16 protein-coding genes and 1 pseudogene are annotated in these 19547 nt (G+C 60.6%); 7 read left to right on the top strand and 10 right to left on the bottom strand.

Features of this window, described 5'->3' with window-relative positions; all coding sequences use genetic code 11:
• The first annotated feature begins 74 nt into the window (after positions 1-74).
• Positions 75-1967, top strand: coding sequence for a methyl-accepting chemotaxis protein (locus P9292_RS00920; protein WP_309851896.1), 1893 nt, complete (start codon positions 75-77; stop codon positions 1965-1967).
• A 705-nt stretch (positions 1968-2672) separates the two neighbouring features.
• Here the strand turns inward: P9292_RS00920 and P9292_RS00915 are convergent.
• From P9292_RS00915 to P9292_RS00900, 4 genes are all read right to left on the bottom strand, one after another.
• Positions 2673-3860 carry an IS91 family transposase gene (locus P9292_RS00915; protein WP_309851504.1) on the bottom strand — a complete coding sequence of 396 codons (1188 nt, stop codon included), beginning with the start codon at positions 3858-3860 and terminating at the stop codon, positions 2673-2675.
• An 8-nt stretch (positions 3861-3868) separates the two neighbouring features.
• Positions 3869-4744 (bottom strand): tyrosine-type recombinase/integrase, encoded by an 876-nt coding sequence (locus tag P9292_RS00910; RefSeq protein ID WP_309957801.1) that lies wholly within the window; start codon positions 4742-4744, stop codon positions 3869-3871.
• A 414-nt stretch (positions 4745-5158) separates the two neighbouring features.
• Positions 5159-5536, bottom strand: coding sequence for a hypothetical protein (locus tag P9292_RS00905; RefSeq protein ID WP_309854106.1), 378 nt, complete (start codon positions 5534-5536; stop codon positions 5159-5161).
• 35 nt (positions 5537-5571) lie between these two features.
• A complete protein-coding gene (locus tag P9292_RS00900) occupies positions 5572-6348 on the bottom strand; it encodes an alpha/beta hydrolase (protein ID WP_250466559.1) in 777 nt (258 codons plus the stop codon).
• A 228-nt stretch (positions 6349-6576) separates the two neighbouring features.
• Between P9292_RS00900 and P9292_RS00895 the strand changes: the two genes are divergently transcribed.
• Positions 6577-6741 carry a MerR family transcriptional regulator gene (locus P9292_RS00895; protein WP_309854101.1) on the top strand — a complete coding sequence of 55 codons (165 nt, stop codon included), beginning with the start codon at positions 6577-6579 and terminating at the stop codon, positions 6739-6741.
• Positions 6742-7108: 367 nt separating this feature from the next.
• Here the strand turns inward: P9292_RS00895 and P9292_RS00890 are convergent, their stop codons facing one another.
• Together P9292_RS00890 and P9292_RS00885 are read right to left on the bottom strand one after the other, a co-directional pair.
• Positions 7109-7801: a type 1 glutamine amidotransferase domain-containing protein gene (locus P9292_RS00890; RefSeq protein ID WP_309854098.1), complete on the bottom strand. Its 693-nt coding sequence runs from the start codon at positions 7799-7801 to the stop codon at positions 7109-7111.
• 147 nt (positions 7802-7948) lie between these two features.
• Entirely contained in the window at positions 7949-8398 is a 450-nt protein-coding gene (locus tag P9292_RS00885) for a MerR family transcriptional regulator (RefSeq protein ID WP_309854095.1), read from the bottom strand.
• 105 nt (positions 8399-8503) lie between these two features.
• Here P9292_RS00885 and P9292_RS00880 point away from each other — a divergent pair.
• Positions 8504-9441, top strand: a pseudogene (locus tag P9292_RS00880) (SDR family oxidoreductase).
• Between the two features lie 157 nt (positions 9442-9598).
• Positions 9599-10435, top strand: coding sequence for an alpha/beta hydrolase (locus tag P9292_RS00875; protein ID WP_309854092.1), 837 nt, complete (start codon positions 9599-9601; stop codon positions 10433-10435).
• A gap of 67 nt (positions 10436-10502) precedes the next feature.
• On the opposite strand, the gene P9292_RS00870 is transcribed toward P9292_RS00875, so the two are convergent.
• From P9292_RS00870 to P9292_RS00855, 4 genes are read right to left on the bottom strand one after another with little or no spacing between them, the layout of a single operon-like run.
• Complete coding sequence (locus tag P9292_RS00870) at positions 10503-11582, bottom strand: saccharopine dehydrogenase NADP-binding domain-containing protein (RefSeq protein ID WP_309957805.1); 1080 nt, start codon at positions 11580-11582, stop codon at positions 10503-10505.
• Entirely contained in the window at positions 11563-12093 is a 531-nt protein-coding gene (locus P9292_RS00865) for a MerR family transcriptional regulator (RefSeq protein ID WP_309854086.1), read from the bottom strand. The genes P9292_RS00870 and P9292_RS00865 overlap by 20 nt, the downstream gene beginning before the upstream one ends.
• Positions 12090-13523 (bottom strand): coniferyl aldehyde dehydrogenase, encoded by a 1434-nt coding sequence (locus P9292_RS00860; protein WP_309957804.1) that lies wholly within the window; start codon positions 13521-13523, stop codon positions 12090-12092. Before P9292_RS00860 ends, P9292_RS00865 begins: the two co-directional genes overlap by 4 nt.
• A gap of 31 nt (positions 13524-13554) precedes the next feature.
• Entirely contained in the window at positions 13555-14538 is a 984-nt protein-coding gene (locus P9292_RS00855) for an acetoacetate decarboxylase (ADC) (protein WP_309854080.1), read from the bottom strand.
• 378 nt (positions 14539-14916) lie between these two features.
• Between P9292_RS00855 and P9292_RS00850 the strand changes: the two genes are divergently transcribed.
• The 3 genes from P9292_RS00850 (at position 14917) to P9292_RS00840 (ending at position 19498) form a co-directional block, all read left to right on the top strand.
• Positions 14917-15792, top strand: a complete 876-nt coding sequence (locus tag P9292_RS00850) for a tyrosine-type recombinase/integrase (RefSeq protein WP_309957801.1) — start codon at positions 14917-14919, stop codon at positions 15790-15792.
• 8 nt (positions 15793-15800) lie between these two features.
• The gene (locus tag P9292_RS00845) at positions 15801-16988 is read left to right on the top strand and encodes an IS91 family transposase (RefSeq protein WP_309851504.1); all 1188 of its coding nucleotides are present in this window, start codon (positions 15801-15803) and stop codon (positions 16986-16988) included.
• A gap of 1166 nt (positions 16989-18154) precedes the next feature.
• Positions 18155-19498, top strand: coding sequence for an autotransporter strand-loop-strand O-heptosyltransferase (locus tag P9292_RS00840; protein ID WP_309852529.1), 1344 nt, complete (start codon positions 18155-18157; stop codon positions 19496-19498).
• Positions 19499-19547 lie beyond the last annotated feature (49 nt).

The following is a 19547-nucleotide window of genomic DNA, read 5'->3' as shown; positions in this document are numbered from 1 at the left end:
CTTGTCGCCGGCCAGCACCGGTTCTGGCCCCATGGTTGACAACATCTCATTCCCTACCCTCGACATCCTATTTCATGACATTCCTGAGACGTCTCTCCGTTCGTCAAAAGCTCATTATCTCGATGGGCATATCCGTTCTGGTCTTCGTGATGGCTTCGACGACGTTGAGCGTATTCCTGACTGGAAACAGCATGAAGCAACGCGCTGTCGAGCAAGATTTGCCTGCGGCGGTAGGCGAGATTCGAAACGACATACTACGCCAGATCGCGGGGCCGCTTGCGCTCACCGAGGGAATCGCGGCGAATACCTTTATGCTCGACTTCGAGGAAAAAGGTCTTCCAGACAACGGTATCGATGCCTGGAAGACCTATGCCATGCGCATCAAGCGTGAAGCGAAGGCGGCAACGATTTCGTGGGTTTCTGAAACCACCGGCAAGTATCTGAGCGACAGCGGCGCTTCCCGCACAGTATCCAGAAGCGACCCGGGCGATCAATGGTTCTATCGCTTCCTTGCCAGCGGCAAGCCTTATCAATTGGACTTGGACAAGGACAAGGCTTCGCCGGCCTATAACCTTTTTATCAACGTCCGTTTCGATGCCAACGGAAAGACGGGCGTCGCTTCGATTGGCCTGTCAGTGAACGACCTGGCGGATACGATCCGCAGTTACAAGATCGGACAGCACGGTTTCGTCTACCTTGTCAGCCCTGACGGCGCGTATGTTATCCATCCCGACGCCGCGCTTGCCGACGGACGACATTTCTTTGGGGAAGCCAGCGGCTTAACCAAACAGATCGTGTCTGGACTGTTGAGTGGCAAACGCTTCGACCACTCGATCTATTCAGCCGCAGACGGAAAACATGTCGTCGCCACTTCGTTCGTGCCCGAGTTGAATCTCTATGTGGTAGCCGAAGTGCCCGAGTCGGAAATACTCGGCGGGATTACGCGGACCTCTACGATCTCCGCGCTGCTTGCCGCGCTGGTAGGCGGAGGCATCGGCGTGGTGATCATTATTTTCGTGAGCGGGTCCATTTCAGGTCCGCTGGGCCGTGCCGCCGCCATGCTCCGAGAAATTGCGGAGGGCCATGGAGATCTGACGCGACGTATGCCGGTCGAGACGGAAGACGAAGTCGGTGTGCTGGCTGCTTCCTTCAACCGCTTCATCGAATCGCTCAACCACATCATCGGTGAGGTGCGCGCGAGCACGCTTGCGATTTCATCGGCATCCCGGCAGATTTCGACGGGAAACCTTGACCTGTCCGCGCGAACCGAAGCACAAGCCTCCAATCTTCAGCAAACCGCCGCTGCCATGGAGGAACTGACCACAACCGTGCAGCAGAACGCCGCCCACGCAAACGAAGCCAATCAGCTAGTGATTGCGGCTTCGACGCGGGCACGACAAGGAGGCGTCGTCGTGAGCGACGTTGTCGGCACCATGAACGAGATCACCGAATCCTCACGCAAGATCGTTGACATCATCTCTGTCATCGACAGCATTGCGTTCCAAACCAACATTCTCGCGCTCAACGCCGCAGTCGAAGCAGCACGCGCCGGCGAGCAAGGCCGGGGCTTCGCGGTGGTGGCGTCGGAAGTTCGGACTCTTGCGCAACGAAGTGCGGGTGCCGCGAAAGAGATTAAGGCGCTCATCGACGGTTCATCGCAAAGCGTCGAGGCGGGAAGCCGTCAAGTTGCACACGCTCAACAGTCGATGGTCGACATCGTTTCGGCCGTTGAAAGCGTCACCGCCATCATGACTCAGATAGCCCACGCGAGCGCCGAGCAGAGCGACGGCATCGGACAGGTCAACCAAGCAGTCATGCAGATCGACGGGAACACCCAGCGAAACGCGGCGCAGGTCGAAGAGGCCGCGGCTGCGGCGACTTCGATGGAGCAACAGGCGGAGGTGCTAAGTCGAATCGTCGCAAAGTTCCAGCTCGATGAGAGCATCGTAGATTCAGTTTCGCTTTGAGGCAGCATCCATTACCGTCTAGGCCGCCCGTCTCGTCGCCTTGGAATGCTGATTCGCCTGGCAACCGGGCTGGGGTTCCCTTTGGGGATCGCCAGGGCGATAACTTCCTCGAACTCAATCAGCCGATCAACGTTCCTGGGAGCGGATAGTTCTCGACGGGGCGCACAAATCTGTCGATGCAGGGATTCGGCCTTTGCGGACGTTCCGCGTTAAGCAGCCGTGCGGCGGCTGCTCACCGCATCGCTGTCATTCACGACGCGGCGCCGGGAAACGTCGGCTTCTCGACAGGCGAATGAGTCTTGACGACCCTACTCAGCCGCTCATCAAGCGCAAGTCCGAACGTCTCTTGTTGTTTAGGGTTGTAGGACGCCTGCCCCGATCCATCGGCACGTCAACTCGCCCAGACGCCCGCGGGCAGGCGTCCTACAAGCCCCAAGGGAGGAAACCGCGGAGTGCCCCGACGTGGTCTGAACCTTTCACCGCTATGGCGATTCGTTCAGTCCCATTGAAGGCACGGCGGATAAAAACGTGGGCAAATCAGAGCTTGGGCAACCGCGATCGCATCAGCGACGCTGCTGGGCATTGCTATATGCCGGACCGACCAGCACCGGATTGCCTGCGGGGAGTCGTAGGCGCAAGCGTCCCCTATGAGCTCTCTTTGCCGAAGAGCCGACAGTTGACGTGTGCATCCTGACGCGATGGCTTTCATGCGTGGGCTCGCTCAACAGGCGGTGCCCGGATAGGTCTGCTGCGCTGGAGCAGGTCAATGATGATCATCGGCGAGCCACAATGCCGGCAAACGAACGCCGGCGACGCTGCGACTGTAGCGAAATCGTTCGCACTGCCGCCGATAGTGGTGGACGCAGCGCCCAGCAACTCGCGTATCTTCGCGAGATTCGCGCGCCGCGATGGGTTGGCGAGCAGGCCGTAATGGCGGATGCGGTGGAAACCGCCAGGCAATACGTGTAATAGGAAGCGACGCGTGAACTCACCTGTTTCGAGGGTCATGGTCTTGTTGCGGGTGCGTCCGTTCACGCGGTAGTCCTTCCAGCGGAAGGTAACGCCGTCTTCGTCGAGCGCGACCAGGCGTTGGTTGGAGATTGCGACGCGGTGGGTGTAACGCGACAGGTAGGCGAGCACCGCTTTAGGTCCGGCAAACGGGCGCTTGGCATACACGACCCACTCGGATGCGTGCATTGGCGCGAGCCACTTGGCAAAGGCTGCGATATCGTTGAGCCCGGCGTATTCGCCGAAGAACCGCAACTGCCCCCGGCGATAGGTCACTTCAAGTTCTTCGAGGAAGCGCCGGCGAAACAGGCGCGAGAGTACGCGCACCGGAAGGAAGAAGCCCGGCCTGCACGCTATCCACCGGCTTCGGTCCGGCGATAATCCGCCACCGGGAACGATGCCGTGCACATGGGGATGATGGGTGAGCGCCGAGCCCCACGTATGCAGAACGAGCGTGGCGCCGATCTGCGCTCCAAGATGCTTCGGATCAGCGGCAATAGTGCGCAACGTTTCGGCCGCGAGATCGAACAGCAGCCTGTAAATGACGGGCTTGTTGTAATACGCAATCGCGCTGATCGCAGCGGGTAGCGTGAAGACCACGTGGTAGTACTCGACGGGCAGGAGATCGGCCTCGCGCGCTTCCAGCCAGCGACGCGCCGCGCCAGCCTGGCACCGTGGGCAATGTCTGTTGCGGCACGAGTTGTAGGCGACTTCGATCGCCGCGCATCCTTCGCAGCGCAGCAGGTGCCCTCCCAGCGCCGCGGTGCGGCACTGTTCGATTGCGGACATGACCTTCAACTGCCCGAGGCTCAGATTAGCGGAGCGATGCCACGCTGGACCAAGAGAGCGGAAGACGTCTGCGACCTCAAGCGCGCGATGCGCCACGATGAGAGCTACTCAGTACGCAAACTCTCGAGAGGGCTGACCACCTCGCGCAGAATATCGGTGGCAACCTGGGCATAAAGCGCTGTGGTCTCAAGCTTCTTGTGTCCGAGCATGACCTGGATCACCCGGATATCGACCTTCTGCTCGAGCAGATGCGTGGCAAAGCTGTGCCGCAAGGTATGCATGGACACGCGCTTGTCGATTCCCGCAGCCTCGGCTGCAGCATGAACCGCTCGGTTGAGCTGACGGGTGCTGAGCGGTTCGATCGGGTTAAGTCCGGGAAACAACCAGCCTCCGTCGAGCATCTTTCCCTGAGCTCGTGCAACCCGCCACCAGACCCGCAAACGCTCAAGCAGGATCGGCGACAGCATGGCATATCTGTCCTTCTGGCCTTTGCCCTGCTCGACGCGCAGCGTCATACGCTCGCTATCGATGTCACCGACCTTCAGGGCTGTTACCTCGCTGGCGCGTAATCCCGTTCCGTAGGCGAGCGCCAGCGCCGTTTGATGCTTCAGGTTGGTCGCCGCCGCGATCAGCCGCCCAACTTCTTCGCGGCTGAGTATGACCGGCAAGGTACGCGGGAGATAAATCGGACGCATCTTCGCCATCAACGCTTCTTGAGCGAGCGTCGTACCGAAGAAGAACTTCAGGCCGGTGATCGCGGCGTTCAAAGAAACTGGCGACACGCCGTGATCAACCAGATGCAGTTGATAGCGACGCAAGTCTTCTACGGTGGCAGTGTCGGGCGAGCGTCCGAGGAAGACGGTGAACGCTCGTACCACACGAAGATAATTGGCTTGCGTGGTTGGTGCGAGGCGGCGCATGCGCATGTCGTCCATCATGCGCTGACGCAACGGACTGGTAACTTGGACGGGGGATGTCATGGCCCGGTTCCTCCTGGGTAACGAGGCGGATCGCCTCATCACTCAACATAGGAAACTAGGAAACCGGCCGGCTTTACTTTATCCCAACCAATAACTTTGAACGGAGCACATACCGCGCGAGCGGTTTAGTCCTGTGGCCGGTAGTACCCGCTTGCACGAACGTCAAGACGTCAGCAATGAGACTTCCAACATCAGCATGGCGGCACGCTAATTCAACGGGTGGTGACGGCCAGTTTCTGCCACTCGCTAGCCTTGAGTTCGCACCGTTGCAAGGTCCGTTGTAGCTCGGAGAGCAGTCGTTGAACGTAGGCGTAAGGCGGGATTAGGCATGCACCGCAGCAGACCCGATGGGTCTAGAGCGACCGAGGCCCCAACCGGTACGGCAATTTCACTCACTGATGTTTCATCTGAACGTCAATAGAAAGGCCAGGTACTGAGAACGTAAACGGCCATCCGTTCGAGCGCCTTCCTCGAAGCGCCCCCTTTTGCCTGAACGGCCATGCCTTGCGATACCGCCATCACGAAGGATGCCCGGGTCGCGCTGTCCGCCGTGGCGAGCAGATCCTCTTCGCGTTGCGCGCGCTCCAGCCGCTGCCGGAGCGCCTGTTGCGAGGCAGCGCGGCGCCGCACGCATCCGCGGCGAATCGATTTCGCGTCGTCCGGACAGGCCAGCGCGCCGTTGATGCCGACGCAGCCGAGGTGGGCCGAACTCAGCGTGTGAACGCTGGCGGAGCCGCGCGGGATGCGTTCCACGACCTTGCACGACGGCGGCTCGTTCAACGCGTCGGTCATGAAGCCCCGGTACCGGGTCTCATAGAATCGAGGCGTCAAACAATGAGCGACGCGTTGCGCTCGATGAACGACAGGACGACGTCGGCCACTTCCTGCCAGCCAGGCTCATTGCAAATATAGTGGCTGCGCCCCTGGAAGCTTTGGAACTCAGTCACACTGTTTCGGTCCGCGTACGCCTTGAAGTTCTTCTCAGTCAAGTGGGCAGGCACGATCTGGTCTTCCTCGCCGCCGATCAGCAGCAACGGACCGTGCGCGGCATCGACGTCAACCTTGCCGTCCGGTCCCATGCAGCCCCGCAGCACGTTGCGACTGTCGTGTGTCGCCGTCGTCTCAAATTCCCGCGCAGCCTGCTCTTCGGTGAGAGTATTGGCGAAGGAGCCATGAAACGTCTTGGCATCCATTAAAATCGGTTCGTTCCCTTTCAGCGGGTTAGCGATGACGGTGCTGTTCTTGATGAACCCCCAGTCGAGGTCGACCATAGCGTTCGGCGCGACTGAATCAATAGCTATCCCGGCGGCAATCAAGCCGCGGTTGAGCAGGATCTGCGTGATGAGCCCCCCCACCGAATGACCGACCAAGATCGGCTTTTCTGATTCGGCGGAGACGACCCGTTCAATGACCGAAATTACGTCACTCAGCTTGAGATCGCCCAGGCCCTCAGGAGGATTCTCACGGAGCGCTCGCGGCTCGCCCTCGTGCAACGGCCAGGCAGGCGCAATGCATTCGTGGCCCTTGGACGTGACATAGGCAACCCACTTTTCCCAACTTTTAGGGTTCTGAAACATTCCGTGTACAAAAACGATTCTCGGCATGCTGAGCTCCTTACCTTTGCTTCAGTAAATGGACGTGACCGCGTGTTCGGCGAAAACGGGCGAGCCGAGATGCCTTGCCTGGCCGTCGCATCGGCACCAACCCGTCAGCCGCGTCGGTCTGCGGGCGAGCGACAACCGTTCATGGGCCGTGACTGTGATGCGCGAGCCAAGGTACATCAAGACCGTAGACCACTATAGGATTAAAGCCCGCTTCAAGGTCAACCTTATTTGAAAGGGTCGCTGAACCTAGGTGAACTTGCCCCGTTGTCGGGGCCTTCGGCGTCGCGCATCAGTTTTTATGAAACAAGCGGCCTGGACAGCGCTGTCGAGCGGACCTCGAATGGTTACCGGCACTTTTCGCCCACAGCAGTATCCGTGCCTCGGAATTATTGAAAGTGCGCATCACGATGGCTTCTCCCTCGATCAGATCTGTCACCTGCTGCCGGTGAACTACGGCCAGTGTGAGGCGTTCGACACAGTGGCATAGACCGTCCATAATCCAACCATATGACCGCGCGGTATTTGAAGTCGCTTCAAGCATTGAACGAGAAAGGTCGGATGCCTGACCGTGCCTCTGTATGGGCAATTTTTGTTAGTCAGGCCGCACTGTAAGCCGCTGGCTGAAAGATGGCGGCTTTCCCGAAGCAGCAGTGAGTCTGGAATCGAACTGTAACTCTTCATTGGCGAAATGCGGAGGGGCGAAAGCGCTTCCCGTGAGGAAGCCGTCACGTACCTCGTAAGGGGTCTAACTGGCAACAGTTCATGAGGATTTCAATATCGCTACCACGTGCTCAGCGGTCGCCCTGGCCGACATGGGATTTTGCCCTGTCACGAGCCTGCCGTCGACAACGACATTCGAAACAAAAGGGAGCCATGCCTTTTCGTAGCGCGCGCCGCGCTGTCTCATCTCCTCCTCGGCGTTGTAGGGCATCTTCACAGCCACTCCTGTCAACACCTCTTCCCGCCACGAAAACCCCGTGATACGCCGCCCGGCTACCAGCAGCGAGCCGTCATCCAGCCGGGTATTCAGTAGTCCGAAATAGCCGTGGCAGACCGATGAAACGATGCCGCCGCGTTCATGGATGGTGCGGGTGATGCGCTGTAACTCCTCACTGCAGGGGAAGTCCCACATGACAGCATGTCCGCCGGTGAAGTAAATCGCGTCGAACTCCATCGGATTGATCTCATTCGGTCTTGTAGTGGATGACAGCAGCGCCATCCGCGCCGGATCGGCCAGCCAGTCCTTCACGGACGCGTCGGCGAGCGGCCACTTCAGCGAGCGAGGCTCCAGCGGCGATCGGCCACCCAGCGGACTCACGATGCGCTGCTCGTACCCATGGGCGGCAAAGACCTCCCACGCATGGGTGAGTTCCGATAGCCAGAGGCCGGTTGGCTGCGTCGAATCCTGGTAGTGAGCGACGTTGGTGACGACGTGAAGTATTCGCCTGGTCATGCGCAGTCTCCCGTGTGTGACGCGAACTAGGCCTGTGTGAAATGCCTGTCCATCTCGTATACCTTCCAGTAAGGAACCGTGGATGAACTCTAACGTTGAATATAACTTCAATGTCAAGCGGTATGGGCACCTGGGTACGATCCCTCCCTAACGGCGGCGACGGGCCTTCGTGCTGGTCGGGGGCTTTTCGGCCTCCACTAGCCGCATTTCCGACAGAACACGCCGCGCGTTGGCCGCACAATCCATGTCCTGCGGGCTGGCTTCGATCTGCGCCATCAGTTCAACCAGTTGAGCCTTGCTTTGTGCAAGTTGTGCCTGCATGGTTTCGATGTCCTGCACCTTGCGGCGCAACGTGTCGAGCAGGGTGCCATGCTCCCAGTTGGCGAGGTCGCGAGGCAGTAGTGTGCGCAGTTCGTCCAGGCTGAAGCCCGCGTTCTGCCCGGTCGCGATCAGCTTGAGTATCAATACCGCATCGTCGCGGTAGCTGCGATAGCCGTTGATCTGGCGCTCGACCGATTTGAGCAGGCCAACGCGCTCGTAGAAACGGATGCGTGAGGTTGTCAGGCCGGTGCGCTCTGCAAGTTCTCCAATTTTCATGATCGAGGTGCTTCGAGTGCCCACAGGGTTTGACCTTAAACATTACTTCAAAGTTAACCTTGAGTCCATCGCACCAACAGGTGCAATTTCATAAGGGTGGACTGCATGCAGACAATATTGGGGGCGAACGGTCAGATCGCCGTAGAACTGGCGCGGGAGCTAAAGCGCAAATACACCAGCGACGTGCGGCTCGTCAGCCGCAATCCGCGCAAGGTCAACGACACCGACACGCTGGTGTCCGCCAACCTTCTTGATGCGAAGCAGACCCTGAATGCGGTCAAGGGAAGCAGCATCGTCTACTTCACGGCCGGCCTGCCGCCAGACACGGCGCCATGGGAAGCGCAGTTCCCCACGATGCTGAAGAACGCTCTGGATGCCTGCCGCGTGGCGGGCGCGAGCTTCGCCTATTTCGATAACACCTACATGTATCCGCAGGATGCGCGGCTACTGACCGAGGAAGCGCCCTTTGCCCCGGTGGGCCGCAAGGGCAAGGTACGCGCGGCGATGGCCACGATGGTGCTCGAAGAAATGGCCTGCGGCGAGATCCCGGTGCTCATTGGCCGGGCGCCCGAATTCTATGGCCCAGGCAAGACGCAGAGCTTCACGAACGCGCTGGTCATCGAAAACTCCAGGCCGGCAAGAAGCCGCGCGTGCCCGTGCGCGACGATACGCGGCGTACGCTGATCTGGACGCCCGACGCGAGCCGGGCGCTGGTGACCCTGGGCAATGCTCCCGATGCCTTTGGCCAGACCTGGCATCTGCCATGCAGCGACGGCCGGCCGACGTACAAGGAGTTTGTCGTAATGGCCAGCCAGGTCTTTGGGCGCGAGCCCGACCTTTCGGTTATCAGCAAGTGGACTCTGACCGCTGTCGGGCTGTTCTCGAAGCAGGTGCGCGAGCTAAGGGAATTGCTGCCCCGCTACGAGCAGGACAATCTTTTTGATTCCACGAAGTTCAAGCGCCGGTTTCCCGAGTTCGCGGTGACGACCTACCGGCAGGGACTGGAACTGGTCCGTAAGGAGTGTTCGGGTACGGTGCCATGAGCATCACTTATCGCTTGACCTTGAACTACACTTCAACGTTATGGTTTAAAGGATGTCCTGATCAGGCGGATTCGGCTGGCACGACTCTTTTCAAACCGTGCAAGCCGCCGCTCGATTCTCACTTCAACCTGCAGCCAGCAAGCAAGGAGTCGAAATCATGACCTACGTTACGACCCAGGATGGGGTTCAGATCTTCTACAAGGATTGGGGCCCGAAGGACGCGCAGCCGCTGGTGTTTCATCATGGCTGGCCCCTGAGCGCGGATGACTGGGACGCCCAGATGCTGTTCTTCCTCGCCCAGGGTTTCAGAGTCGTGGCGCACGATCGCCGTGGCCACGGCCGTTCGTCCCAGGTCAGCGAGGGGCACGACATGGACCACTACGCGGCGGATGCCTCGGCGGTTGCGGAGCACCTGGACCTGAAGAATGCCGTTCACATCGGCCACTCGACCGGGGGAGGCCAGGTCGCGCGTTACGTCGCGAAGTATGGCCAGCCCCAGGGCCGTGTGGCGAAGGCGGTGCTGGTCAGCTCGGTACCGCCGCTGATGGTCAAGACGGATAGCAACCCCGGCGGCACACCGGTTGAGGTATTCGATGAATTCCGCGCAGCGCTCGCCGCCAACCGTTCGCAGTTCTATCTCGATGTTCCGACGGGGCCGTTCTATGGTTTCAACAGGGCTGGTGCAAAGGTTTCAGAGGGCATCATCCAGAACTGGTGGCGCCAGGGCATGATGGGCAGTGCGAAAGCCCATTACGAAGGCATCAAGGCTTTCTCGGAGACCGACCAGACCGAGGATCTGAAAGCGATCACGGTACCAACGCTTGTCATGCAGGGCGACGACGATCAGGTTGTTCCCTACAAGAACGCCGCGATCCTTCAGGACAAACTGCTCGCCCACAACACACTCAAGATCTATCCCGGCTACCCGCACGGCATGCATACGACCAATGCGGACGTGATCAACGCCGACCTGCTTGCGTTCATCCGCGCGTAGCCTCCCGGTCGACGCTCGGAAAGGTGGTGACCGGCGCCTGGCTGGTGGAACGATTTGACCAGCGGGGCTAGATGATCCGCAGCAGCCCCGACCCTGGAAGGCGCTTGACCAGATCGGCGCCCACCAGTCTGGCCGGTGTGTAGGCACCGCCCGCGGGGCGGGCCGCCATCAGGTGATCGACTACGGCCAGCGAGCCGGTGATGGTCAGGCTATAGCCGTTGGCGGTGCGGATGCACGCCGTCTTTTTCTCTCCGCGTGCATTGGTGACTTCCCCCCAGACGAAGGTGGGCATCTTTGCACGCTTTTCCTTGCTGGGGCCCTTCACTGTCCTGGCAATGCGCGCCTTGATCAGCTTTTGCACCCACGGTAGTCCCAGCAATGGCCGGATATAGTTAGCACGCCTGGCGTTGGTGATCATGCGTGGCGAGCCGGGGATAAACACCTCGATGTTCGGAATGCCGGTGGTGTGCCAGGCGGTCGATACGTCGCCCCAGGGGATGGTCATCGCCTCTTTCTCTCCATCTCCGAAGTCGATGCGGCGCACCTTGTAGGCCAGTGGCACGGTGACGATCTTCCCGTCACGGCGCACCTTGCCGCCCTGGGCCAGTCCCTCGACCAAGGTCTTGGCGGTGCCGGGCGAGAAGCCCGAGCGTGAGTCAAAGCCCAGCGCGAGATGCGTGGCATCCGGTAGCGCCGCTTTCAGCGCTGCGGCCACGCAGTCGGTTGGGATAACGTCGAAGCCCACGCCGGGGCACAGCACCACACCGGCGTCCCGTGCGCGGGCATCGAGCGACTGCGCGTGCTCGAATACAGCGATCTCGCCGGTGATGTCCAGATAATGCGCGCCGGCGCGCAGGCAGGCTTCCATCATCGGCGCTGCGGTCGCCGAGAACGGGCCGGCGCAGTTCAGCACCAGCGCATGGCCCTGGATCTGCTCAGTGAGCGCCACCACGTCATCGAGGTCGAAGGCACGCACCTCCAGCTCCAGCGTGCGCCCCAGCGTCTCGACGCTCTCGCGCCTGCGCCCCGCCAGTACGGGATTAAGTCTCCGCCGCGCTGCTTCGCGGGCGATCAGTTCCCCGGTGTAGCCGTTCGCACCGTAGATCATCCAGCGAATGCGCTCGGGACTACCGCTTTGCTTGCTCATTGCATCGTTCCTGTTCAGGAGATGGAATCGTGGTCTGACGGGGAACCGTCATTGGCCGCCCAAGGCCTGGCGGCTCAGACTGGAGGTTGGCCGGCTGCCCTGACTGCGTGCCCCGTTGCATTTCTGACAGCACGCGCCGGGCATTCGCGGCGCAATCTATGTCGGCAGGTTTGGCTTCGATCTGGGCCAGCAGCGCGAGCAAGTGCGCTCTGTTCCCGGCAAGCTGCACTTGCAATACCTCGATGTCTTGAACCTTGCGACGCAGGGTGCCGATCAGGTCGCCATGTTTCCAGGCGGCCAGATCGTCAGGTAGTAGCGCGCGTAGCTCATCCAGGCGGAAGCCTGCTTTTTGCGCGGTCGTAATCAACTGGAGCACGAGAAGCGCACCTTCGGGATAGCTGCGGTAGCCGTTGGCCTGCCGCTCCACGACCCTCAGCAGCCCAATTCGCTCGTAAAAGCGGATACGCGACGGCGCAAGGCCCGTGCGCAGGGCGAGTTCTCCGATCTTCATGTCGATGACGCCTTGTTTTTTCCCAACGTGAGCGAGACGGCCATGTCGGCAAGCCTGCCGAAGGGCGCATGCAGCAGACCGGGGAAGTTCCAGCGGCCCTGCACAAAGACGCCCTTGGCGTGGCTCATCGCACGGAAACCCTCGATGCCGTGGTAGGCCCCCATGCCGCTCGGGCCGACGCCGCCAAAGGGCAAATCATCCTGCGCCACGTGAATCAGGGTGTTGTTGATGCCGACGTTCCCGGATGTGGTGTGCGCCAGAAGCCTGGCGCAATCGCGGTCTTCGGCGCCGAAGTAGTAGAGCGCAAGCGGGCGGGGCCGCGCGTTCACATAGGCGATGGCCTCGTCGATGGTGCCGTAGGTACGCACCGGCAGGATGGGGCCGAAAATCTCCTCCTGCATGAGGGGCGTTTCATCGCCCGCATTGACGACGAGGGTCGGCGCCAGGGTGCGCTCGCGCCCGGGCATGTTGGCAGGGCGCTCGCCCACCTCGATCACGCGGGCGCCATTGCGGCGCGCGTCGTCGACCAGCGCGCACAGCCTGTCATAGTGACGATCGCTGACGATGGTCGTGTAGTCGCGGCTAGCCGGACCAGCGGGGTAAAAGCGATGAACCGTGGCGGTGTACCGGGCGATAAAAGCTTCCAGGTCTTCCCTGTGCACCATGGCGAAATCCGGCGCCACGCAGGTCTGGCCGGCGTTGGACAGCTTGCCGTACACCAGGCTTTGCACGGCGCGGTCGTTGACGTGGCCACGCGCCACGATGGCCGGACTCTTGCCACCCAGCTCCAAGGTCACGGGCACCAGATTGTCGCTGGCAGCGCGCATCACTTTGCGACCGACCTGCGTGCTACCCGTGAACAGCAAATGGTCAAATGGCAGTGCACTAAACGCGGCACCGACCTCTGGGCCGCCCAGCACCACGGCCACCTCATCTTCCGCGAAAGCCCCGGCCAGCATATGCCGGAGCGCCTCGCTGGTGCGCGGGGTCAGCTCCGAGGGTTTGAGCATGGCGCGGTTGCCTGCGGCCAACGCGGTTGCCAGCGGCACCAGCGTGAGGGAGACGGGGTAGTTCCACGGCGCCATCACGCCCACGACGCCCAGCGGCTGGTATTCGACCCAGGCGCGCGCCGTGCGGTAGAAGAAATGCACGTGGCGGCGCTCGCGCTTCATGAAGCGGCGCAAGTGGCTGGAGAGGTAGTCGATGGCCTGGATGACGCAGGACAGCTCCATGATGTCGGTCTCATGGCGCGAACGGTTGCCGAAATCGGCGCTGACCGCATCCTTGATTGCTTCGCGGTGCGCAAGCACGGCGGCACGAAGCCGGGCGAGCCGGACCTTGCGCAACGCCAGGTCCGGCGGCCCATCGTGGAGGAATGCGTTGCGCTGCCGGATAAGCAGGTCGGCCATGCGAGTGTTGTTTTCAGTCATACGCTCTCTCCCGGTTTCTGGACGACGGCTGTTAATGCCCGGCGTCGGATTTGAGCAGCTGGGGTGCGTACAGCGCAGCCTGGAACTCGGGCACGTACTCGTACTTGACCATCTTGCCCAGCTTCAGCGACGCGATGAAGCGCGAGAGGCTGCCGTCCGTCAGCGTCAGCTTCACGGCATTCGCGCTGGACGTGCTGGCGTGCCGCAGCTGTCGGGAGGTGGTGTAGCCGGTGGTCAACCGCCCTCGCGGGTCGATGGTCGTGAAACTGTTAGTCACCAGTGTTTCCTTGCTGGAAGAAACGTCGAGCTTTCGCGTCTGAAACGTGACGTCCAGCGCTTGCGTTTGGCTGTCGAAGACCTTGACGACGACGTTACTCGTACCCTCGCTGTAGTCGATGCGCGTCAGCCACTTGGGCAGGTTGTAGCCCACCACGCCGCGCACTCGTGCCAGCTCGGTATCGACTGGCAGCTTCAGGACATAGCCCCAAAAATCGTCGGAAAACGACTGGCTTATCAAGGAAAGCGGCCCCCGGTTTGACGAACCGGGTTTGTTGGTGACGACGGATAGGCCGATCTCGTTGTAGCTGTCGTTGTCACAGTAGTGGTAGGCGTAAGCGGTCAGCGCGATAACGCCTCTGCCCGGCCACACCTGCAGCGGCTGCACCTGCTCCAGCACCTTGGGCGGGATCAATTCCCGCAGCCGTGCGAGATCGGCGGTGAAGATGGCCGTTACACGGCTGTTCTCGTAATAGAAGTTCGGCGACCAGCTCTCAAAGCCGATGTCCACCTTTGCCTTGATGATCCCCTTGAACCAGCTCAGGTCGGTGGCCGGCGACTCGCCGGCGATGACGGAAAGCGGCGGCCTGGAGCGAAAGCGGTCATACAGCCCGCCCTTTACCACGGGGACATCGTGGCTACCGATCTTGATCACAACAGTTTCGGCAGCCGCCGGAGCGGCCGTGGCTCGGGCCGGCAGGGAGGAGTCGACAGAGGGGGGCAGCGACGTGCTTTTCATGCTCTTGCCTCGACGGTGAAATGGCATCGCCGCTTAGCGTAAGCTTTAAGCTAACTTCAAGGTCAAGCCTCTCGGGCCACTCCATGCGTCATGGGGCACGCCGCGTCGACAATTTGCCGCCAACCACACCTGTTGAACGACCGCCCTTGGGCAATGTGAAGGCCCGCGCAGGGTCGAGTACGGAAGTTCGCCGGTAAAAGCGATCCGTTGCGAGGCGCCTCCGGCGGACTTCCGAATTAGGCCACTGGACTAAACCGCTCGCGCGGTATGTGCTCCGTTCAAAGTTATTGGTTGGGATAAAGTAAAGCCGGCCGGTTTCCTAGTTTCCTATGTTGAGTGATGAGGCGATCCGCCTCGTTACCCAGGAGGAACCGGGCCATGACATCCCCCGTCCAAGTTACCAGTCCGTTGCGTCAGCGCATGATGGACGACATGCGCATGCGCCGCCTCGCACCAACCACGCAAGCCAATTATCTTCGTGTGGTACGAGCGTTCACCGTCTTCCTCGGACGCTCGCCCGACACTGCCACCGTAGAAGACTTGCGTCGCTATCAACTGCATCTGGTTGATCACGGCGTGTCGCCAGTTTCTTTGAACGCCGCGATCACCGGCCTGAAGTTCTTCTTCGGTACGACGCTCGCTCAAGAAGCGTTGATGGCGAAGATGCGTCCGATTTATCTCCCGCGTACCTTGCCGGTCATACTCAGCCGCGAAGAAGTTGGGCGGCTGATCGCGGCGGCGACCAACCTGAAGCATCAAACGGCGCTGGCGCTCGCCTACGGAACGGGATTACGCGCCAGCGAGGTAACAGCCCTGAAGGTCGGTGACATCGATAGCGAGCGTATGACGCTGCGCGTCGAGCAGGGCAAAGGCCAGAAGGACAGATATGCCATGCTGTCGCCGATCCTGCTTGAGCGTTTGCGGGTCTGGTGGCGGGTTGCACGAGCTCAGGGAAAGATGCTCGACGGAGGCTGGTTGTTTCCCGGACTTAACCCGATCGAACCGCTCAGCACCCGTCAGCTCAACCGAGCGGTTCATGCTGCAGCCGAGGCTGCGGGAATCGACAAGCGCGTGTCCATGCATACCTTGCGGCACAGCTTTGCCACGCATCTGCTCGAGCAGAAGGTCGATATCCGGGTGATCCAGGTCATGCTCGGACACAAGAAGCTTGAGACCACAGCGCTTTATGCCCAGGTTGCCACCGATATTCTGCGCGAGGTGGTCAGCCCTCTCGAGAGTTTGCGTACTGAGTAGCTCTCATCGTGGCGCATCGCGCGCTTGAGGTCGCAGACGTCTTCCGCTCTCTTGGTCCAGCGTGGCATCGCTCCGCTAATCTGAGCCTCGGGCAGTTGAAGGTCATGTCCGCAATCGAACAGTGCCGCACCGCGGCGCTGGGAGGGCACCTGCTGCGCTGCGAAGGATGCGCGGCGATCGAAGTCGCCTACAACTCGTGCCGCAACAGACATTGCCCACGGTGCCAGGCTGGCGCGGCGCGTCGCTGGCTGGAAGCGCGCGAGGCCGATCTCCTGCCCGTCGAGTACTACCACGTGGTCTTCACGCTACCCGCTGCGATCAGCGCGATTGCGTATTACAACAAGCCCGTCATTTACAGGCTGCTGTTCGATCTCGCGGCCGAAACGTTGCGCACTATTGCCGCTGATCCGAAGCATCTTGGAGCGCAGATCGGCGCCACGCTCGTTCTGCATACGTGGGGCTCGGCGCTCACCCATCATCCCCATGTGCACGGCATCGTTCCCGGTGGCGGATTATCGCCGGACCGAAGCCGGTGGATAGCGTGCAGGCCGGGCTTCTTCCTTCCGGTGCGCGTACTCTCGCGCCTGTTTCGCCGGCGCTTCCTCGAAGAACTTGAAGTGACCTATCGCCGGGGGCAGTTGCGGTTCTTCGGCGAATACGCCGGGCTCAACGATATCGCAGCCTTTGCCAAGTGGCTCGCGCCAATGCACGCATCCGAGTGGGTCGTGTATGCCAAGCGCCCGTTTGCCGGACCTAAAGCGGTGCTCGCCTACCTGTCGCGTTACACCCACCGCGTCGCAATCTCCAACCAACGCCTGGTCGCGCTCGACGAAGACGGCGTTACCTTCCGCTGGAAGGACTACCGCGTGAACGGACGCACCCGCAACAAGACCATGACCCTCGAAACAGGTGAGTTCACGCGTCGCTTCCTATTACACGTATTGCCTGGCGGTTTCCACCGCATCCGCCATTACGGCCTGCTCGCCAACCCATCGCGGCGCGCGAATCTCGCGAAGATACGCGAGTTGCTGGGCGCTGCGTCCACCACTATCGGCGGCAGTGCGAACGATTTCGCTACAGTCGCAGCGTCGCCGGCGTTCGTTTGCCGGCATTGTGGCTCGCCGATGATCATCATTGACCTGCTCCAGCGCAGCAGACCTATCCGGGCACCGCCTGTTGAGCGAGCCCACGCATGAAAGCCATCGCGTCAGGATGCACACGTCAACTGTCGGCTCTTCGGCAAAGAGAGCTCATAGGGGACGCTTGCGCCTACGACTCCCCGCAGGCAATCCGGTGCTGGTCGGTCCGGCATATAGCAATGCCCAGCAGCGTCGCTGATGCGATCGCGGTTGCCCAAGCTCTGATTTGCCCGCGTTTTTATCCGCCGTGCCTTCAATGGGACTGAACGAATCGCCATAGCGGTGAAAGGTTCAGACCACGTCGGGGCACTCCGCGGTTTCCTCCCTTGGGGCTTGTAGGACGCCTGCCCGCGGGCGTCTGGGCGAGTTGACGTGCCGATGGATCGGGGCAGGCGTCCTACAACCCTAAACACTATCGGACATTGGCTTTGCTGAACCATGGTCATTGGGTGTGACTGCTGCTGGACGAATCGACGTCGCTCTTCCGGAAAAGTCAGAGCTCCTGTTGATGTCAGCCATCGGTTATCAGTTCCCGAACGACAGGCACGAATGGTGACGGGATCTTTGGTGCGTAAGTCCGCATTACTGGCAGCGTGACATCGTTCGGTACGATGCGTGATCGTTCGAACCCGCTCTATTCGGAACTCACACCAGCATGTGCTTACTGGTGGCGCGTGATCCATCCACGTAGAAGGTTCGGGTTCAAGCCAAATTCCATCGCCGTACGCGTGATCGAAACGCGCGGCTTCATGCCCAGCTGAATTCATTACCTTGCGAACTTGCGGGTCGCGTTCTCTGCGGCCATCACGCGTGGCGCCGACTAACAGGCGACTGCGCACGTTTCGATTTTCATCTATGGGCTCTGATCCCAGCCGCCCACGTGGACACATAGCATCAGAGAATTATTCGTTCGTTGCTAGGGCGTCCTCTACCGCCGCATAGATACAAACAACGCGCGGGCACCTGAGCTGATCCCTGAACTCAAAGGGCGGCGCATACGGCGGACGGGGGTATAGCCACTGATGTCGGCGACCCAGGCGCACGACATCTCGATCACTTCATCATTTTGCGGAAAGTATTACTGATTATCACCCATATTACAAAATTTTTCCGGAGCTTACGGTTCAGTAGAGCAAGCAGGTGTCGTTAAGCAGGAAGTAATAGAGCTTTCGACCCTTACCTAACAGGGCTGGAGCTCAACTATCAGCCCGGCCCGACTCGACATGGTTGCCGGTTCAAAGCTCGACCTCGCTTTCACGATGACCGCTTCGATTCCTCACGACATCCTTGCCGCTCCTGCCGGGCAGACGGCTGCGTCTGTCGCGCCGATCGCGCTTATGCCTCGCCCCGTCTCGACGAATGGGGCAGCGAAACCGCCGTTTCCCACACCTGCGGCAGTGCCGACGCAAGAAGCCTTGCACGGCGTGCGCTTCGACTTCAACGATGGGTGCCGCGTCGTCCTGCCCGAAGGTGAATGGCAAGTCGTGCTGCGCGACTACGAGACGGACAACCTGCTGTTCCAGACGGATATCGGCGTGGGCGCGGTTGCGAGCGGCAAGAAGTATTTCGTCCCGTTCGAGCTGCAAGTCCAGAGCCGCGGCAAGCACGCCGATGCCGCGTTCATTCACCGCTTCGACGCAAACGATCGCGAGGTGCTGATCCAGTTTCCGGTCGGCACGCTGGGCGATCTGATGGGCTGGTTCCCTTACGCAGTCAAGTTTCAGCGCAAGCACAACTGTAGGCTGACGTGCGCGATGTCCGCGCTGATCGCGCCGCTGTTTCGCCGGGCCTATCCGGACATCGAGTTCATCACGCACGAGGACGTGAAGCCGGAGCGCTATTACGCGACCTACAACATTGGCCTGTTCTTCGACGATGAAGCGCACACGTATCAACCCGCCGATTTCCGTCATGTCGGGCTGCATCGCACCGCGGGTCACATTCTCGGCGTGGATCCGGAAGAGATGCGCCCCAACATCGTGCTCGCGGACGACACCCGGCCCATCGCCGAGCGTTATGTCGTCATCGCGGTGCAAAGCTCGACGCAATGCAAGTACTGGAATCATCCGACCGGCTGGCGCGAGATCGTCGCGTTTCTGAAGAATGCTGGTTATCGCGTGATCTGCATCGATCAGAAGGCGACGCATGGCTCGGGCATCGTCTGGAACCATATCCCGCATGGCGCGGAAGACGAAACCGGCGACCGGCCTCTGGAGGAACGTGCACGCTGGCTCAAGCATGCCGACTTCTTCGTCGGACTGTCGAGCGGGCTCGCATGGCTCGCGTGGGCGTGCAACACGCCGGTCGCGATGATCAGTGGCTTCACCGCAGAGAACAACGAGTTCGCGACGCCGTATCGCGTCATCAATTATCACGCCTGCACGGGCTGCTGGAACGATGTGCGTCATCGCTTCGATCATCAGGACTTCTTCTGGTGTCCAAGGCATAAGGACACATCGCGTCAATTCGAATGCACGCGACTTATCACGCCCGAGCAGGTGAAGCGCACGTTGCAGCGCATTCCCGGTTTCGGCGAAGGTCTGAAGCAAGCCGCTACCCGTTCCTGATCAACCCGCGTTAATCAAAATTTTTTGCCATCGCGCCTTCGATGAAGAG

The sequence above is a fragment of the Caballeronia sp. LZ001 genome (genome assembly GCF_031450875.1).
Taxonomy (GTDB): domain Bacteria; phylum Pseudomonadota; class Gammaproteobacteria; order Burkholderiales; family Burkholderiaceae; genus Caballeronia.
This window is presented reverse-complemented; position numbering and strand designations above follow the sequence as displayed.

Bases quoted from the DNA above. Each gene is read 5' to 3' on its own strand.
- P9292_RS00920 (WP_309851896.1), top strand. From the start codon at position 75: ATGACATTCCTGAGACGTCTCTCCGTTCGTCAAAAGCTCATTATCTCG.
- P9292_RS00910 (WP_309957801.1), bottom strand. From the start codon at position 4,744: ATGACATCCCCCGTCCAAGTTACCAGTCCGTTGCGTCAGCGCATGATG.
- P9292_RS00905 (WP_309854106.1), bottom strand. From the start codon at position 5,536: ATGACCGACGCGTTGAACGAGCCGCCGTCGTGCAAGGTCGTGGAACGC.
- P9292_RS00900 (WP_250466559.1), bottom strand. From the start codon at position 6,348: ATGCCGAGAATCGTTTTTGTACACGGAATGTTTCAGAACCCTAAAAGT.
- P9292_RS00890 (WP_309854098.1), bottom strand. From the start codon at position 7,801: ATGACCAGGCGAATACTTCACGTCGTCACCAACGTCGCTCACTACCAG.
- P9292_RS00885 (WP_309854095.1), bottom strand. From the start codon at position 8,398: ATGAAAATTGGAGAACTTGCAGAGCGCACCGGCCTGACAACCTCACGC.
- P9292_RS00875 (WP_309854092.1), top strand. From the start codon at position 9,599: ATGACCTACGTTACGACCCAGGATGGGGTTCAGATCTTCTACAAGGAT.
- P9292_RS00870 (WP_309957805.1), bottom strand. From the start codon at position 11,582: ATGAGCAAGCAAAGCGGTAGTCCCGAGCGCATTCGCTGGATGATCTAC.
- P9292_RS00865 (WP_309854086.1), bottom strand. From the start codon at position 12,093: ATGAAGATCGGAGAACTCGCCCTGCGCACGGGCCTTGCGCCGTCGCGT.
- P9292_RS00860 (WP_309957804.1), bottom strand. From the start codon at position 13,523: ATGACTGAAAACAACACTCGCATGGCCGACCTGCTTATCCGGCAGCGC.
- P9292_RS00855 (WP_309854080.1), bottom strand. From the start codon at position 14,538: ATGAAAAGCACGTCGCTGCCCCCCTCTGTCGACTCCTCCCTGCCGGCC.
- P9292_RS00850 (WP_309957801.1), top strand. From the start codon at position 14,917: ATGACATCCCCCGTCCAAGTTACCAGTCCGTTGCGTCAGCGCATGATG.
- P9292_RS00840 (WP_309852529.1), top strand. From the start codon at position 18,155: ATGGTTGCCGGTTCAAAGCTCGACCTCGCTTTCACGATGACCGCTTCG.